Annotated in this window: 14 protein-coding genes; 8 read left to right on the top strand and 6 right to left on the bottom strand. The window is 60.4% G+C overall.

Features of this window, described 5'->3' with window-relative positions; all coding sequences use genetic code 11:
* The first annotated feature begins 69 nt into the window (after positions 1-69).
* Positions 70-1,176: an acyl-CoA desaturase gene (locus ESZ53_RS02555; RefSeq protein ID WP_129071402.1), complete on the top strand. Its 1,107-nt coding sequence runs from the start codon at positions 70-72 to the stop codon at positions 1,174-1,176.
* A 117-nt stretch (positions 1,177-1,293) separates the two neighbouring features.
* On the opposite strand, the gene ESZ53_RS02550 is transcribed toward ESZ53_RS02555, so the two are convergent.
* On the bottom strand, positions 1,294-2,055 hold the full coding sequence (locus ESZ53_RS02550) for an SGNH/GDSL hydrolase family protein (RefSeq protein WP_129071401.1): 762 nt from the start codon (positions 2,053-2,055) through the stop codon (positions 1,294-1,296).
* A gap of 154 nt (positions 2,056-2,209) precedes the next feature.
* On the opposite strand from ESZ53_RS02550, the gene ESZ53_RS02545 reads away from it, so the two are divergent.
* The 3 genes from ESZ53_RS02545 to ESZ53_RS02535 all read left to right on the top strand — a co-directional run bounded on the left by ESZ53_RS02545 (position 2,210) and on the right by ESZ53_RS02535 (position 5,715).
* The gene (locus tag ESZ53_RS02545; RefSeq protein WP_129071400.1) at positions 2,210-2,473 is read left to right on the top strand and encodes a GlsB/YeaQ/YmgE family stress response membrane protein; all 264 of its coding nucleotides are present in this window, start codon (positions 2,210-2,212) and stop codon (positions 2,471-2,473) included.
* Between the two features lie 140 nt (positions 2,474-2,613).
* Positions 2,614-3,861, top strand: a complete 1,248-nt coding sequence (dinB, locus tag ESZ53_RS02540; protein ID WP_129071399.1) for a DNA polymerase IV — start codon at positions 2,614-2,616, stop codon at positions 3,859-3,861.
* Between the two features lie 84 nt (positions 3,862-3,945).
* A complete protein-coding gene (locus ESZ53_RS02535; RefSeq protein ID WP_129071398.1) occupies positions 3,946-5,715 on the top strand; it encodes a DEAD/DEAH box helicase in 1,770 nt (589 codons plus the stop codon).
* Between the two features lie 160 nt (positions 5,716-5,875).
* Here the strand turns inward: ESZ53_RS02535 and ESZ53_RS02530 are convergent, their stop codons facing one another.
* The 4 genes from ESZ53_RS02530 to ESZ53_RS02515 form a co-directional block, all read right to left on the bottom strand.
* Entirely contained in the window at positions 5,876-6,079 is a 204-nt protein-coding gene (locus tag ESZ53_RS02530; protein ID WP_100389010.1) for a cold-shock protein, read from the bottom strand.
* Between the two features lie 155 nt (positions 6,080-6,234).
* The gene (locus ESZ53_RS02525; RefSeq protein WP_129071397.1) at positions 6,235-9,678 is read right to left on the bottom strand and encodes an error-prone DNA polymerase; all 3,444 of its coding nucleotides are present in this window, start codon (positions 9,676-9,678) and stop codon (positions 6,235-6,237) included.
* Positions 9,678-11,264: a DNA polymerase Y family protein gene (locus ESZ53_RS02520; protein ID WP_129071396.1), complete on the bottom strand. Its 1,587-nt coding sequence runs from the start codon at positions 11,262-11,264 to the stop codon at positions 9,678-9,680. The genes ESZ53_RS02525 and ESZ53_RS02520 overlap by 1 nt, the downstream gene beginning before the upstream one ends.
* A gap of 28 nt (positions 11,265-11,292) precedes the next feature.
* Positions 11,293-12,042 (bottom strand): hypothetical protein, encoded by a 750-nt coding sequence (locus ESZ53_RS02515; RefSeq protein WP_246837359.1) that lies wholly within the window; start codon positions 12,040-12,042, stop codon positions 11,293-11,295.
* A 96-nt stretch (positions 12,043-12,138) separates the two neighbouring features.
* On the opposite strand from ESZ53_RS02515, the gene ESZ53_RS02510 reads away from it, so the two are divergent.
* The 3 genes from ESZ53_RS02510 (at position 12,139) to ESZ53_RS02500 (ending at position 14,950) form a co-directional block, all read left to right on the top strand.
* On the top strand, positions 12,139-13,158 hold the full coding sequence (locus ESZ53_RS02510) for an ATP-binding cassette domain-containing protein (protein WP_129071394.1): 1,020 nt from the start codon (positions 12,139-12,141) through the stop codon (positions 13,156-13,158).
* A complete protein-coding gene (locus ESZ53_RS02505) occupies positions 13,155-14,000 on the top strand; it encodes an ABC transporter permease (protein WP_129071393.1) in 846 nt (281 codons plus the stop codon). Before ESZ53_RS02510 ends, ESZ53_RS02505 begins: the two co-directional genes overlap by 4 nt.
* Positions 14,001-14,236: 236 nt before the next feature.
* Positions 14,237-14,950 carry a GDSL-type esterase/lipase family protein gene (locus ESZ53_RS02500; RefSeq protein WP_129071392.1) on the top strand — a complete coding sequence of 238 codons (714 nt, stop codon included), beginning with the start codon at positions 14,237-14,239 and terminating at the stop codon, positions 14,948-14,950.
* A 10-nt stretch (positions 14,951-14,960) separates the two neighbouring features.
* Here the strand turns inward: ESZ53_RS02500 and ESZ53_RS02495 are convergent, their stop codons facing one another.
* Positions 14,961-15,680 (bottom strand): LysR family transcriptional regulator substrate-binding protein, encoded by a 720-nt coding sequence (locus ESZ53_RS02495; RefSeq protein ID WP_129071391.1) that lies wholly within the window; start codon positions 15,678-15,680, stop codon positions 14,961-14,963.
* Positions 15,681-15,717: 37 nt separating this feature from the next.
* On the opposite strand from ESZ53_RS02495, the gene ESZ53_RS02490 reads away from it, so the two are divergent.
* The gene (locus tag ESZ53_RS02490) at positions 15,718-16,080 is read left to right on the top strand and encodes a DUF5997 family protein (protein WP_129073465.1); all 363 of its coding nucleotides are present in this window, start codon (positions 15,718-15,720) and stop codon (positions 16,078-16,080) included.
* Positions 16,081-16,085 lie beyond the last annotated feature (5 nt).

Raw genomic sequence — 16,085 nt, 5'->3', positions numbered from 1 at the left:
GGAGTGTATCTGGAGCACCCGCTCGCTTGTCACATGACTGGGAAGTCATTCGAAAATATCTGAGGTCACGTGAGTAGTTCTCTCTCAGCCGATCCCGTACGTGTAATTAAGACTGGTCCCCGCGGCGTCGGTAGCCAGATGAGCGATTTTGCCTCGCTCTTGCGCACTGTGCGCGAGGCCGGCCTGCTGCGTCGCAGTAAGCGCTTTTACATCACCACTTTTGCCGTCATCACCCTCGCCATGGCTGGCGCTTGGGTCGGCTTCGCGATGCTCGCCGGCACGTGGTACATCCTCCTCATCGCAGCAGCGATGGGCATCATTTTCACCCAATACGCGTTCTTGACCCACGAGCTGGCTCACCGCCAAGTCTTCCAGTCGAGCAAGCTCAACGACACCCTCGGCCGATTGATGTCCGACCTCGTCGTCGGTATCAGCTATGCCTGGTGGATGAACAAGCACTCGCGTCACCACGCGAACCCCAACACAGTCGATAAAGACCCGGATATTGAGACCGACTTCATCATCTTCCAGAAGGAAAAGACTGTTGGGCTCAAGGGCCTTACCAAGTTCATGGCTAAGCGCCAGGGCTACCTGTTCTTCCCCGCGCTACTGCTTGAAGGGTTTAACCTTCACTCCCACGCCTTCCAGGAAGTCTTCAACTTCAAGAAGAAGGTCGACAAGCGTTGGCTAGAGATCACGCTGTTGCTGGTACGCAACATCGGGTATCTCGCGATCGTGTTCAGTTTCCTCCCTCTCGGAATGGCCTTCGCCTTCCTCGGAGTGCAGATGGGAATCTTCGGTCTGTACATGGGCGCTTCCTTCGCGCCCAACCACAAAGGAATGCCGATTCTGCCCAAGGGCTCCAAAGTCGACTTCCTGCGTCGTCAGGTTTTGACGAGCCGCAACATCCGTAGTGGGCACTTCATGAACCACTTCATGGGCGGCCTCAACTACCAGATCGAACACCACCTGTTCCCCACCATGCCGCGCCCGCACCTGCGACGCGCCCAGGAAATGGTGAAGGAATATTGCAAGACCAAGGACATCAAGTACACCGAGGTCGGTCTCTTCACGTCCTACGGCATCGTTATCCGCCATCTCAATGAGGTTGGCTTAAGTGCCGACGGCGATCCGTTCGACTGCCCCGCAGCAGGACGCACCGGCTACAGCGGCTAGTACTGCTTAAGTTGAGAAAAAAGGCCCCCACCCATTCGGTGGGGGTCTTCTTTGCGTGCGGCTCAGGTATGGAGGGCCGCTCAGAGACAACGAGCGGCACGCACCGCCGCTCTGGCCTCAGAACCCGGGGCGCTTAGCCGTAATGTTGTCACCTGAGGACTGGTGGCGCACCCGCCGCAAGACCCAGGGCACCAGATGCTCCCGAGCCCACCCCATGTCTTCGACGCGCGCGTGGCGCCACCGACGCGGCGGCAGCGGCTCCGGCTGGAAGGGCTCTAGGTCGTTCTCAACATTGAGAGCCGCGAGAACCATGCGGGCGACCGTGTGGTGCCCCACTGCGGAGAAATGCAGTCGATCCGGCGCCCACATGCGGGGGTCTCCTAGCTCGCGGAGTGACCACATGTCGGCAACGATCGCGTCATGACGCTGCGCGACCGCACGAATGTTCTCGTTGTAGATCGCAACTTTGCCACGCATTCGATTCAGAACCGGAGTCATGCCGATGTCTGGGCCAGTGAAAAGCACAACTGTCGCTCCATCGCTACGCAGCTTACCCACGAGCTCGTCAACTCGACCGGCGACCTCGTCCGCATCCGATCCGGGGCGGATGATGTCGTTACCACCCGCAGACACACTAATGAGGTCTGGTTTGAGCTCGAGCGCCGGTGTGAGCTGCTCGCGGGCGATTTGATTGAGCAGCCGGCCACGAATGGCGAGATTCGCATAGGCGAAGTCAGCTTTTTGTGAACCGAGCACTTCTGCCACGCGATCCGCCCAGCCGCGATTACCGCCGGGGGAGGCGGGCTCGGGGTCTCCGATGCCTTCGGTAAACGAGTCACCGATAGCGACATATCTATTCCAAGGATGTTCGTGTTGCATATAACTACCCTGTCTCAAAATTTCACTGTGCACTACCCGAGTGGTTCCTGTGAGCAGCCTGAATTAGTTTGCCCCCCATGCAGGGCACGTGGTTAAGTCTTCTTTGTTGGTTTTCACATCGGAAACTACTTGAACACCGTCTGGAGAACACACAATGGGAATCATCGGTTGGATTGTCCTAGGACTTATTGCCGGCGCTATTGCTAAGGCTATTCTCCCCGGACGCCAAGGCGGCGGTTGGATCGCAACACTCCTGCTCGGTGTAGTAGGAGCGCTTGTCGGAGGATTCGTGGGAGGCGCCATCTTTGGTATCGGCCTCGAAGAGTTCTTCTCGATCGAAACCTGGCTCGTCGCTATCGGCGGCTCGGTGCTCGTGCTCTTCGTCTATGGTCTGATCACGCGCGGCTCACGTCGCTAAACACTCTTCGCAACACATTGTGAGAATCTGGGCGGTGCACTTCGGTGCACCGCCCATTTTTATGTCCCCACGGAGTTTGTCACCCGTCGGAGCGGTCGGGCCAGAGCTCGAACGTCGGCGGCACCTGAGACAATAAAGATATGGGAAAGCAAGACGGTCGCAGACGGCAGGTGAGCGAACCGGGCGTCGATGACAGCACCGCCACGATCCTTCACGTTGACATGGATGCGTTCTTCGCATCTGTAGAACTGCTTGACCATCCGGAGCTCGTGGGTAAGCCCGTGATTGTCGGCCACAACTCCGTGCGGTCAGTCGTCACCGCCGCCACCTATGAGGCTCGCAAGTTCGGTGTGAACTCGGCTATGCCCATGGCGCTGGCGCTACGCCGGTGCCCTCAGGCCATCGTGCTCGAGCCACATTTTGAGCGGTACCAGCACTTCTCGTCGGTCGTCTTCGACATCTGCGACCAGCTCACCCCCAAAGTCGAGCGCCTCGGCATCGACGAGGCCTTTCTGGATGTCGCCGGGGCTCGCGCGATCTATGGTTCGCCTAGTGAAGTTGCCACGTTGCTACGCACGCGCGTTTTCGAAGAAACAGGGCTGGTGTGCTCGGTCGGAGCCGCCGCGTCGAAGTACGTAGCAAAAGTGGCTTCCGGGCTTTCAAAGCCCGATGGACTTCTGGTTATCCCGGCAGATAAGACCGTCGCTTTTCTTCACCCCCTTCCCATTTCAGCGCTCTGGGGCGTCGGCGGCAAGACTGCAGAGGCCCTTCAGCAGCGCGGGCTAACGACCATCGCGCATGTCGCGCACGCCGACCGAGACACTCTGACGCGCGCCGTCGGCGACGCAGGAGCGGTTAAGCTGCACAATCTCGCTTGGGGCAATGACCCTCGACCCGTTGTCGAACGAGCGGCCGAGAAAAGCGTGGGTCACGAGACCACGTTCGAATACAACGTGCTCGATGCCGACGAGATCCGTCGTGAACTGCTTCGGCTCTGTGGAAAAGTCGCCGCCCGGTTGCGGGCTGGTGGAGTGGAAGCCCGCACCGTCGTGCTGAAACTGCGCTTCGAGGACTTCAGCACCATTACTCGATCGCGTAAGCTTGCCGACCCCACCGACCTCGGCCGCACATTGTACGAGACCGTGCGCGACATTTACGCTGACTTTGCGCGCGAGGGCCGCCCGGTGCGTCTCGTTGGCGTGCGCGGTGAGCAACTCGTCGAACCCGGAGGCGGGCAGATAAGTTTGTGGGATACGACCGATGGTTGGCGGGATGCCGAAGAGGCCATGGAGGCGGCATCCGCTCGGTTCGGCACCGGCGCTATCGGCCCCGCCCGGCTGCTCGGCTCCCAACGATCAGAGCGGCCCCGGCTCGGACAACGCGACTAGCTCTCGCCGCGAATCCCTCCCTCCTCGTCGAAATGCAGCTTGCCCGACCGCGGCTGTCAGAAGTGAACGGTAAAGTCTTATCAAGTGAGTACTCCATTGCCAGCCCCCACCGTGGGCACCTTCGCTGCGGAACATCTCTCGCCGTCGTACCCCGAGCGCGCCGCCCGCGGAACCGCGTCGAAACTGCGTGCGTGGCAGGCCGAAGCTCTCGACCTGTACTTCGAGAAAGAACCGCGCGACTTTCTCGCGGCAGCAACACCGGGCGCAGGAAAGACGACCTTCGCGCTGCGGTTGGCCGTTGAGCTCATCGCCCGCCGCGAGATCGATCGCGTCACCGTTGTTGCACCGACCGATCACCTCAAACGCCAGTGGGCAGATGCCGCCAACCGTGTCGGATTGCGCCTCAACCCCTCGTTCTCCAACGGCGATGCATGGGGAGGCCGTCGTTTTCACGGCGTCGCCGTCACGTACGCGCAAGTCGCGATGAAAGCGTCATTCCACCAAGAAATCACTGACTCCGCCCGCACCCTAGTAATTCTCGATGAGGTACACCACGGTGGTGACGCCCTCAGCTGGGGCGACGCGATCCACACTGCTTTCGGCCGCGCCACCCGTCGGCTTTCTCTTACGGGAACCCCCTTCCGTAGCGACACCGCCCCCATTCCGTTCGTCACTTACGCGCCCAATCATGAGGGCATCCGCACGTCAGTCACCGACTACAGCTATGGCTACGGGCGCGCGCTCGAAGACGGCGTTGTTCGCCCTGTGATCTTCATGGCGTACGCCGGCAAGATGAAGTGGCGCACCCGTATGGGTGACGAGATGGAAGCTCGCCTCGGTGAAGGCGACACAAAAGACGTCACGGCGCAAGCATGGCGCACGGCACTTGATCCCAAAGGTGAGTGGATGCCGGCCGTTCTGCGAGCCGCGGATCGCCGACTTAGCGAGATCCGCCATTCTGTTCCCGATGCCGGTGGGCTTGTCATTGCAACAGACCAGCTCGCGGCGCGCGCCTACGCCGCACTCATCAAAGAAATCACGGGGGAGTCGGCGACAATCGTTCTCTCTGATGAGAAAGAGTCATCGTCGCGCATCGAGACCTTCGCTGAAAGCGATAGCCGCTGGATGGTGGCGGTTCGCATGGTGTCCGAGGGCGTCGATGTTCCTCGGTTAGCCGTTGGCGTTTACGCGACGTCGGCATCCACCCCGCTTTACTTCGCTCAGGCTGTCGGCCGTTTCGTGCGCACCCGTCGGCGTGGTGAGACCGCGTCGATCTTCTTACCGAGTGTTCCAAACCTCATGAACTTGGCTGGCAAGCTCGAGAAAGAACGTGATCACGCGCTCGATCGCAAAGAGACCGGCGATGAACTGCTTGACGACAGCCTTCTTGACGCGGAAAACCGCGAAGAGAAGACGAGTGACGAACTCGCAGACGAATTTACGTGGGAGGCGCTTGAATCAGAAGCAAACTTCGACCGCGTGCTATTCGATGGTGCTGAATTCGGCTTCGCCGCCGAGCCCGGCAGTGACGAAGAGCTCGACTTCATTGGGCTTCCCGGAATTCTGGAGCCCGAGCAAGTACGCGAACTGCTCATGCAGCGTCAGAAACGGCAATCAAAGCGTGCCGAAAGCCGACCGAAAGCCGAACAACCTGCTCCGCTGTACCGCACGCTCAAAGAGCAGCGAACTCTGCTGAACAACCTCGTAGGCCGCAGGGCAAAGCTTTCTAATGAGCCGCACGGACTAATCCACGCGGAGCTCCGCCGCGTGTGTGGCGGTCCTGCGGTCGCCCAGGCCACTGTGACACAGCTGCAGACCCGCATCGATTACCTGCGCAAAGGCATCCACTCGTAGTAGCGGCGTTTCGTCACTCTGAGAGCTCTCCGAGGCGCTGAGGCGCTGAGGCTGAAGAGAAGTCGTGGATACCGCGTGCTCGCCAGTGTGGGCTTCGCTCTTAACAAGAAAACGCCCCCGGTATAGAACCGGGGGCGTCTTCATTACTGAACTATCAAGATCAGAGGGGGCGGATGTTCTCCGCCTGGGGACCCTTGGGTCCCTGTGTGATGTCAAACTCAACCTTTTGGTTTTCGTCGAGCGACTTGTAGCCATTTGTTGCGATGGCCGAGTAGTGGGCGAACACGTCAGGACTTCCATCCTCGGGGGCGATGAATCCAAAGCCCTTTTCTGCGTTGAACCACTTGACGGTACCTAGTGCCATTTAAAACTCCTCCAGGAGCGTTCTTCAGGCCCCGACAGTCGAGGCCGCATTCATGCCTTTATCTAGAACATGAACGATAAGACAAGGCTATAGCAGGAAAGCGCTGTATGTGGCATGTATTTCGAAAAAGTCACATAACGGTAATAAACTAGTCACTATTGAAAGTCACGAGACCGGGTACGCGGGAGCCCTGATAGAGGTTCAAACCGGTCTGCCACCACGTTGATAACGCCGTCTACAGACCTCTCTAGCACCCCGCGAACGATGAGTGCAGGACTATCGCGAGCGAGACGGCGATAGCGCCCCCACACCCCGACGCTGCAAATTACGTTGATCAGCCCCGTCTCATCCTCAATGTTCATAAAAGTGATTCCGCTGGCTGTTGCGGGACGTTGGCGGTGGGTCACCACGCCCCCAATTTCGATGCGTCGCCCCGATTCTGCGGTCATGAGGTCGCGGGCGCTCAGCACACCGCGGCCCGCAAGAGCGGGCCTTATATGGGCAACGGGATGGCTCGCGGGTGAAATTCCGGTCGACCAAAGATCAGCCATGAGGTCATCCACCGGGGTGGCCATCGAGAAGAGGGGAGGTTGCACCGCGACCATGCTGTGCGGCAAAAATTCTGCGCGATCCTGTGCCGCCGAGCCAGCGTTCCACATCGCTTCGCGCCTCGTGAGTTCGAGACTCTCGAATGCTCCCGCCGCCGCCAGCGCTTCTAATTGTTTCGTCGTGAGCCCCACTCGGCGCACCACATCGTTCATCGACGTAAATTCGCCGGCCTCACGAGCAGCCACAATTTTTTCGGCTACCGGCGTGCCGATGCCTTTAACTTCGTCAAATCCGAGGCGCACAGCAAAAGATCCGTCACGACGGTGGTCGTCGGTATCAAAGTGCGCAGAACGCTCGAATGGACCCACCGGCGGTTGTTCGGCGGCAAGGCACTGATCATTGCCCGTGGCTCCCGAGCGACCGTCGTGTGACTCGAGAGAAGCAAAAACCCCCGAGAGCTGGATGTCGGGGCCATGTACCACCACACCATGGCGCCGAGCATCCGCCACCAACGATTGCGGCGAATAGAAGCCCATCGGTTGCGCCCGCAGTAGTGCCGCCAGAAAAGCTGCGGGATAGTGCAATCGCACCCAAGCGCTGGCATAGACGAGCAGTCCGAAACTCAGCGCGTGGCTTTCAGCAAAGCCAAACCCGGCAAACGCTTGAATGCTCTCGTAAATACGATCGGCGTCTGCCCCCGTAATTCCGTTACTGGCCATGCCTGTGTAGAGCTTGGTGCGGAGCTTGTCGATTCGTTCGATACCGCGCTTAGATCCCATCGCTCGCCGCAGCAGGTCCGCATCGTCAGCCGAGCACCCGCCCACCGCCACCGCAATTTGCATGAGCTGCTCTTGAAAGATCGGAACGCCGAGCGTGCGTTCGAGCGGTTCCACAAGATTCGGGTGCAAATAGGTAATCGGTTCGGCGCCCATCTTGCGCCGAACGTAAGGGTGCACAGCGCCGCCTTGAATCGGGCCAGGGCGCACGAGAGCGATCTCGACGACCAGATGATAGAACTCGCGTGGCTGCAGGCGCGGCAGCAGCCCCATTTGAGCGCGACTCTCGACTTGAAAGACGCCGATGGCGTCCGCTCGACAGAGCTGGTCGTAGACGCCCTGCTCTTCGGCCGGAATCGTGGCGAGATCCCAGCGCTCACCGAGCGCTTCGTCAACGAGATCGAAACTGTATTGCATGGCCGAGAGGATGCCCAAGCCGAGCAGGTCGAACTTGACCAGCCCCATCCACGCACAATCATCTTTATCCCACTGCACCACCGTGCGCTTTTCTTTACGCGCATGCTCAATCGGCACCACTTCGCCGACCGGACGCTGCGTCAACACCATGCCGCCCGAATGAATGCCGAGGTGCCGGGGAAACTTCATAACCTGTTGGGCAAGCTCCAGCACTGAATCGGGGATGTCATGGTCGACCCCCGAAATGTCGGAACCCCAACGCTCCATTTGTTTCGACCACGCATCCTGCTGCCCGGGGCTATGGCCGAGGGCCTTCGCCATATCCCGCACGGCGAACCGCGGACGGTACTGAATGACATTGGCCACTTGAGCGGCGTTCTCACGGCCATAGCGTTCGAAAACATACTGAATGACCTCTTCGCGGCGTTCGGAATCAAAATCGACATCGATGTCTGGTTCTTCTTCACGCATCGCCGAAATGAAACGCTCAAAGGGAAGTTTGTAGCGAATGGGATCAACCGCGGTGATCTTGAGGAGATAACAGACCACAGAACTCGCCGCTGAGCCACGCCCCTGACACAGGATTCCTCGCCCGCGCGCAAAAGCCACGATGTCGTGCACGATCAAGAAATAGCCGGCAAAACTCTTCTCCTCAATCACATCGAGCTCACGTTTGATGCGCGCCCGATTCTCGTCGGACAACTCAATGGAACGGTCTTTCACTCCCGCCCAGGTCAACTCACGCAACCAGCTCGCCGGAGTGTGGCCTTCAGGAACGTCTTGGTCGGGCAGCGCAGGTTTAGCCTGCCGCAGCTCGAAAGCTGCTTCTTCGGCAATCTTCACCGTCTCGGCCACTGCTCCGGGATAGTGAGCGAACCGTGCCGCCATCTCCGCCCCCGACCGCAAATGGGCAGTGCCTGCTGCGGGGAGCCAGCCATCCATCTCATCAAGACTACGCCGGGCTCGTACCGCCGAGATTGCAGAATGTAAATGGTGTTGGCGGGGAGTGGCGTAGTGCGCATTTGAGGTGGCAACGACCCGCAGCTCCCGCTCGGTGGCGAGGCCATACAGGGCATCGTTGTAGGCCGAGTCGAGGGGGTAGCCGTGGTCGAAGAGTTCTACGACGATCGAATCGTGGCCAAACAGCGTGCACAGCGTGTCGAGCTCTGCTCCTGCCGCGATCATTGACTCCGCAGTGGGAGCAGTCGATCCCTCGGGGCCCGCCAGCGCTCGACGCACTGTTCCTTTGCGGCATCCGGTGAGAATGAACCACTGACCTGAAGCCAACTCGGCCAGTTCATCAAGGTCGTATCGTGGACGCCCCTTTTCTCCGCCGGCAAGCTGGGCGCGAGTAATTGCCAAAGCGAGGCGGTGGTAGCCCTCTTCTTTGCGCGCTAAAACCAGAAGGTGGTCGCCCTCGGGGTCAGCAATACCGTTTTGCGGACCGCTGAGGCCCAGCGATAGCTCAGCTCCAAACAGTGTGCGCAGCCCCAACTCGGCCGCAGCCTCCGCCATGCGTACGATGCCATACAGCCCATCGTGATCAGTGAGAGCGAGTGCGCTGAGCCCCAAGCGGGCAGCTTCTTCGGCAAGCTTTTCGGGCATGCTCGCGCCGTCGAGAAAACTGAAACTCGAGTGCGCGTGCAGCTCGGCGTAGGGCACCACATCGGTGTCGTTAGCGGATACCGCAGTCGCGTCAGTCGGCGGCCCCGCAGGTGCGATGTAGGGCGCTCGTTTGCTCGACACGAGAGACAGGGCACGCCCATCGCCGGCTTCGCCGATCGGAGTGACCGCACCGAACCCCGACAGAGTGCGCTCAAGCTGCTTCCACGGAATCGGGGGATTACTCCACGCCATTAGTCATACCTCGCTTCCGCCCACCAGCCGCCGTCATCGAGCACGAGAAGCCAGGCGCAGCCGGTGTCATCCACGGCCTGAAATCGCCACGAACTGCCCGACGAGCCCGCCTCCCACCAGCGCTCAGCCAAAGGCCACGGGCCCGCCCAGGCCGTGAGATTGCGCGATCGAGAGTCGCTAGTCGAGAACTGGGCGGGTGGCGCAAGAACCTGGCCCCGCTCATCCACCTCCACGGCAGAACCATCGGCGGCAAAAACATGCACGGCATGACGGCTCGAAAAGACGGTTCCCGGCAGCGGGTCGGGCAATGCCCCTGGCCACGGGCGTTGCGGTGATCGCTCAGCGACACTGCGGTCGCCCCACGCTGTAAGCCGCTGTCGCGAGGCGAGGGTGCGCCCACCTTCAAGTGAGGGTACGAGAACGCCGCCGTGGCCGAGCATGCTCTGCACTCGAGAAAGGCCGTGGTGAATGCGGGGTTCCAGCCCCGAACCCCAGAGCCCAGTCTCGTGGTGACCGATCTCATCCACTGTTTCGGGCACAATGCGCACTCGGCTAATGCCCGAACTCAGCCCTGCCTCGATGAGGCTGGAGCCTTGAACCTGCCACCGCACCCGGTCGACAACATCGCTGGCGCTGAAGGAACGCGGATGCAGCCACACGCGCTCGGCGACCTCACCCGATTCGGAATCGAGTTCGACCCGGATTGCCGTCGCCACCAGCTGTGCCCGCATCAGGGCATCAATAAAATCATCGGCCCGGCTGCGAACCGCAAATGCCACCTGGTCAACGCGGTCAAGCGCCGGTTCAAAGTCAAGGACAACATCGAGGTCGAGCGGGGGAGTGCGGGCCACAAACGCCTGGGGGTCGCTACCGCTGGCGAGAGCATGCAATCGCGCTCCCTGCTCACCGAAGCGAACGCGCACATCGGTGCGATCAAGGTTCGCAAACTCACCGAGTGTGGAAATACCGAGCTTCAGAAGAAGCGCAACGATCTGGGGTTCCTCCAGCACCGCCAGCGGAAATGGGGTGAGGAACGCGGCAGAGTCTCCGGCTGTTATCAGCCGCACCTGGCTCGCGCGCACACCAGAGTCGCGGGCGATTGTGCTGCGGGCAGCATGAACCGCGGTAAAGAGAGCATCCGCCACGCCCACCCGAGCATCGGAGGCCGCGATTTCATTCACCCGTGCGATCAACGTCAGCGCGGCAGCTTTCTCACCGCCGTAATACTGGGCGGCGCCGCGCACTTTCACTGCGCACATGCCCGGCCGCAACAACTGCACCCCGGGAATCAACTCTTCTACTGCGGCTACCACCGGCTCAAAGGCTCGGCTATCAAGAGCAGGATCGTAGGGCCGGTCAATAATGCTGGGAAAACGCGACTGGGCCTCCCGCAACCGCAACCCCCTCGTCACACCCTCGGTGCGAGCAGATGCCGCTGCCGCAAATACGAGACCTTTCTCGACAAGGACAAGAGGAGCATCGGCTGGCAATTTCTCGTGCTGGCGAGCAGCAACAATGGGCCAGTCCGGAACCCACACCACAAGCACCCGCGGTAGCGCTTCGGGAACCGCTGAGGCCGCGCTCATGCTTTCGCCGCCGTCACCGTCAGCACCATCATGCCGACACCCGGTGTTGAACCGGCCTCAACTGCGGGGGAGCCACATCCGATACGGCAGGGGAGTCGGCAGCGCTGTACGAACGAACGGTCTGCGCAGCATCCGGCAACCACACTCGGGCGCTGCGGGGGCGGCCCGTGCTCTTGCTCGTGACCGTGATCGTGACCTCGCGCGCGGCCAAGTGCCCGTGGCCATCACCAATGCCGTGCCAGTGACTCTCGCCGAGAGACAGCATCGCTTCACTCTGCGGCCAAGAGCCAACCATGAGCAGCGTTGACTTGCGTTGTCGTAGGCGCGAAGCGAGCCTGGCGACCGCAGAGTCTGATGCGCGCCGGGGCGGCCGCGCCACCACGACGTCGACTACGTCGGCGATCGCTGCTGTGACGGCCATCCATTGATCTCCCGGATGCGGCACCAACACGAGTCGCTCAAGGTCGACCCCGAAACGGTGGGCCGCTTCAATACCGAACTCGGGCACCCCTACAACGGCGCACCACGATCCGGCGGCGGAGGGCGCCGCCAAGAGTGTCATCAGGAGCATCGCCGAACTATCAACCGAATAGACGCTGCCTTGCTGCAAGCCACCGCCGGGCAGCAGCGAAGCAATAGCGGGGTGAGTGGGAATGAGCTTTGAGCTGAGCGTGCGAGATTGCATCTGGCCGATGCGAGCTTGCAACTCAGCCACGCGTTCCGCAGCAGAAAGGCCTTCAGCGGTCGCTGAAGCGGCAGAGGCGGATACAGGGGACACCTGTTCATATTCGAACATATGTTCGAGTGTGTCAATTGCGTACGACATCCACCGGCGTGTCTTTCGGATGTCACCGCCATCGCTTAGCGTTACTCCGTGAGTTATATCGAAGCAATAGACCTCAAGAAGACGTACACGCCCAAAGGGGCTGCGCCGGTGCATGCCCTCGACGGACTGAATCTGGAGGTCCCTCAGGGCACAGTGACGGCACTTCTCGGCCCTAACGGGGCGGGAAAAACCACCACGGTCAAGGTACTCACCACGCTGACACGCCCTGATTCCGGCACAGCAACCATCAATGGTGTCGACGTGATCGCATCCCCCGAACGTATTCGCCCCATGATCGGGGTCTCCGGGCAGTATGCTGCCGTCGATGAGAACCTCACTGGCTTCGAAAACCTCGATATGGTGGGCCGGCTCTACCATCTCGGCGCCAAGCAGTCGCGCGCACGAGCACGCGAACTTATCGACCTCTTCGACCTCACCGAAGCCCAAAACCGCCCGGTCAAGGGATTTTCCGGCGGTATGCGTCGTCGCATCGACCTCGCTGGCGCCCTCGTAATGCGACCACCGGTACTCTTCCTCGACGAACCGACCACCGGGCTAGACCCCCGCAGCCGCATCGGCATGTGGGACATCATTACGACGCTCGTGGGGGAGGGCACGACAGTGCTCCTCACTACCCAGTACCTCGAAGAGGCCGACCAGCTCGCCGACAGCATTTCCGTGATCGACGACGGTGCCGTCATCGCCCAAGGAACCTCAGACGAACTCAAAGCATCCATCGGCGGTCAGCGCGTCGAACTCAGTCTGGTGTCTCAGGATGACGCGCCCGCGGCCCGCGAGATTTTGACGCGCTTCGGCAGCACCGAACCCGCCGTGAGCCTCGACGGCCGCGGGTTCACCGTCAACGCAGAAGATGCCCCCGCCGCGCTGCAGCTCATCCTTACCGAGTTTGCCAGCCGTGGCATCCCGCTCTACGACGCGGGCATGCGACGCCCCACTCTCGATGATGTGTTCCTCAAGCTCACCGGTCACTCGGCTAGCTCTGATGACGACACAGCAACTACTGCGGACACCTCGGAAGCCGCATCAGCACAGAAAGCCCAGAAATGACCGCCACCATTCCCACCGCGACGCCGAGCACCGCCACAGCTTCGCCTTTGATGAATTGGCTCAACGACGGCTGGATCACCACCCGACGTAACCTCATCAAGATCAAGCGCGTGCCTGACATCCTGGTCTTCACGACATTGCAGCCCATCATGTTCGTGCTGCTCTTTACCTATGTCTACGCCGGTGTCATCGATATCCCGGGCAGCACGTACGCCGAATTCATCATGGCCGGCATCTTTGCGCAGACCGTTGTTTTTGGCTCCACCTATTCCGGGTCGGCGATGGCACAAGACCTCAAAGACGGCATCATCGACCGCTTCCGCACCCTACCCATGAGCCCCTCAGCGGTGCTGGTCGGCCGCACTAACGGCGACCTTCTCATCAACTCGATCTCCATGATCGTGATGATGGCGACCGGTTTGATCGTGGGATGGCGCATCAAATCGAGCCCGTTCGAGGCGATTGCCGCGATTGCTCTCCTGCTGCTCTTTGCCTACGCGCTCTCGTGGGTCATGGCCTATATCGGCATGAGCGTGCGCAGCCCCGAAGTTATCAACAATGTGTCATTTCTGGTGCTCTTTCCGCTGACGTTCATCTCCAACGCCTTCGTTCCCGCCGAAACGCTGCCTACTCCGCTGCGAATTTTTGCCGAGTTCAACCCGGTTTCCGCTCTCGTGCAAGCGGCTCGCGAGCTTTTCGGCAATACACCTGCCGGCTCAGCCCAGTCTGAGGTGTGGACGCAACAGCATCCTGTGCTCACGGTGCTCATCGGCATCACCGTCATGCTTGCGATTTTCGTTCCTCTCGCGGTGCGCAAATTTGCACACATCAGCAGCCGCTAGTGGAGCGCCACAAGAGCATTTCCTTATGCTTTGCGACAGCGGCGTGATCGGCGCACAACGCGACGTTTTTTCTTGAGCGCAGAGGTGAGAGCGCGATCATTTCGGGCTCTGCTCTAGGAATGGCGGTTTTTCGGTGATAATCTTCGCCTAATTAGAGCAACCCGTCCCGCCGGGAAGCTTCGTTGAACCTCACCCCTTCGACCCTCTCCGGCGCTACCCGAAACGGAGTTCGCGAAATGTTCGCCACCCTAGAACACGTCATCATGAAGATTTTCATCTTTATGTGGGTGCGCGTTTCACCCAATTCTTGGCGCGGTTACCCACGCCCCAAAGACGCCGCTATGGTTCGTGCTGAAGGCCCTAATCCCCACAAAGTCGTACTGTGCGGCTCGGGAATCGTCATCGGATACGGCGTCGCATCTCACGAACTAGCGTTGGGCGGCTCTTTTGCTCGCGCACTGACGTCACGAACGCAACGCGGAACCCAAGTCATCACCGTCACTGCTCCCGGGCTCCAAGCGAAGAGCGCCAGAAAGAGGCTGACGCCCCGCGTTCTCGACGACGCTGACATTGTGATTCTGTCGTTCGGAACCCTCGAAATTCTCTCGCTCACTCCTCCCAAGCTGTGGGGCAATCAGCTTGAAGCACTTGTCACCGACGTGCTCGAGAAATCAAGCACCAACACTCGAATTTTCTTGGTTGACTGCAACACTCCGAAAATGTCGACCTTTACCGCGACCTATCAACGACGTATGGCTCACACCGCCAACGGGTTTAACGATCAACTGCAATCAATCGCGCGCGCGCACGATCGCGTTCACCGCATCGAGTTTGGGCCGGCCGCTGAAGACGCAGAAAATATCGAGGGTCGGTCGCGTTACCAGGAGTGGGCAGCAAGCCTTGTTCCCGCTGTAGTAGCCCAGTTCCCGTCGCGCCCTTCCGAGGGCTAAGCAAACAACGTCAGCCCTTACGGCGTTTGTTTCGGTTAAATGCAGGCCGGTCTGGGCGCCTCGGCGCCGCTTTAGCCCCGGACGACCGGGCGGCAGCGCGCTGCGATGGAGCTTTCTTTGTGCCGGATGCTCGGGAAGCCCGCTTCGGCGACTCCGCCTCCTCCGCTTCTGCTCCGCCGGCGGTGCCACGCGAGCTTTTGGCGGTGCGGCCCCGCACGATCCCAATGAACTCTTCGACCAAGGGATCTACGGAACCATCGCGCCAGGCTACGGCGACTTGCCACTCTGGGCCGTCACTGACGATTCGCGAGACGACGTCCTTGCGCATGAGAGCGCGGGCAACTGCTTGGGGAATCACCGTGATTCCAACATTGGCCGCAACTAGGTCGACTGCGGCGCGCCACTCGTCATCGATGAGTTGCACAGCAGCAAGTTCAGCGAGAGGTATTTCGTTCCCTTGAGCCAGTTCGTGATCTTTGGGGATGACAGCAACGGCGCGCTCCGTATAGAGCGGGATTGCCGCCAACGGGCGGTCGCTGTCGAGAGCACGATCAATTGGCAAACGCACGAGTGCTACGTCAGCAGTGCCTGCTGCGAGCATCGCCAACGCCTCCGCCTGCTCGCTGGGCACCAACTCGATCGGGCTCTCCGGAAGCCGCTCCCGCCAGACTCGCGACCATTTGCCGGGCGTCGCCCCGAGGACAAAGGCGACAGTGAATGATGTTGGCATGTGTTCAGGTTAGTCTTGGGGGGTGCCAGTCCAGACCATGAAGCCCGCAACAGTCGCCAAGAAGCTAGGAATTTACCTTCCCGCCGCTCCGGAAGAGTTCCGTGATTCCGAAATTAGCCGCGAAGTATTTGCTGAACTTCTTGCCACTCCACCGGAGTGGCTCACAAAACTGCGCGCTGATGGTCCGCACCCTCGCTCGGTTGTAGCCCAGAAGCTCGGTGTCTCAGCGTCCGGGCTTGCGCGCGCTGGCGCACCCGACGTCATGACGACCGTTGAAATCAAAGCGCTCCTCGTTGAGATGCCAGAGTGGCTAGTTGCCGAGCGATCCGTTCACGCCGCCGTGAATGAGGAAAATGCTCGCGTGAAGACCGAGCGCGCCGCGAAGGCTGCACGCAAATAATCTCA

This window comes from Salinibacterium sp. UTAS2018, from assembly GCF_004118935.1.
Classification (GTDB): Bacteria; Actinomycetota; Actinomycetes; order Actinomycetales; family Microbacteriaceae; genus Rhodoglobus.
This window is presented reverse-complemented; position numbering and strand designations above follow the sequence as displayed.

Bases quoted from the DNA above. Each gene is read 5' to 3' on its own strand.
- ESZ53_RS02550 (WP_129071401.1), bottom strand. From the start codon at position 2,055: ATGCAACACGAACATCCTTGGAATAGATATGTCGCTATCGGTGACTCG.
- ESZ53_RS02545 (WP_129071400.1), top strand. From the start codon at position 2,210: ATGGGAATCATCGGTTGGATTGTCCTAGGACTTATTGCCGGCGCTATT.
- dinB (WP_129071399.1), top strand. From the start codon at position 2,614: ATGGGAAAGCAAGACGGTCGCAGACGGCAGGTGAGCGAACCGGGCGTC.
- ESZ53_RS02530 (WP_100389010.1), bottom strand. From the start codon at position 6,079: ATGGCACTAGGTACCGTCAAGTGGTTCAACGCAGAAAAGGGCTTTGGA.
- ESZ53_RS02525 (WP_129071397.1), bottom strand. From the start codon at position 9,678: ATGGCGTGGAGTAATCCCCCGATTCCGTGGAAGCAGCTTGAGCGCACT.
- ESZ53_RS02520 (WP_129071396.1), bottom strand. From the start codon at position 11,264: ATGAGCGCGGCCTCAGCGGTTCCCGAAGCGCTACCGCGGGTGCTTGTG.
- ESZ53_RS02505 (WP_129071393.1), top strand. From the start codon at position 13,155: ATGACCGCCACCATTCCCACCGCGACGCCGAGCACCGCCACAGCTTCG.
- ESZ53_RS02500 (WP_129071392.1), top strand. From the start codon at position 14,237: ATGTTCGCCACCCTAGAACACGTCATCATGAAGATTTTCATCTTTATG.
- ESZ53_RS02495 (WP_129071391.1), bottom strand. From the start codon at position 15,680: ATGCCAACATCATTCACTGTCGCCTTTGTCCTCGGGGCGACGCCCGGC.
- ESZ53_RS02490 (WP_129073465.1), top strand. From the start codon at position 15,718: ATGAAGCCCGCAACAGTCGCCAAGAAGCTAGGAATTTACCTTCCCGCC.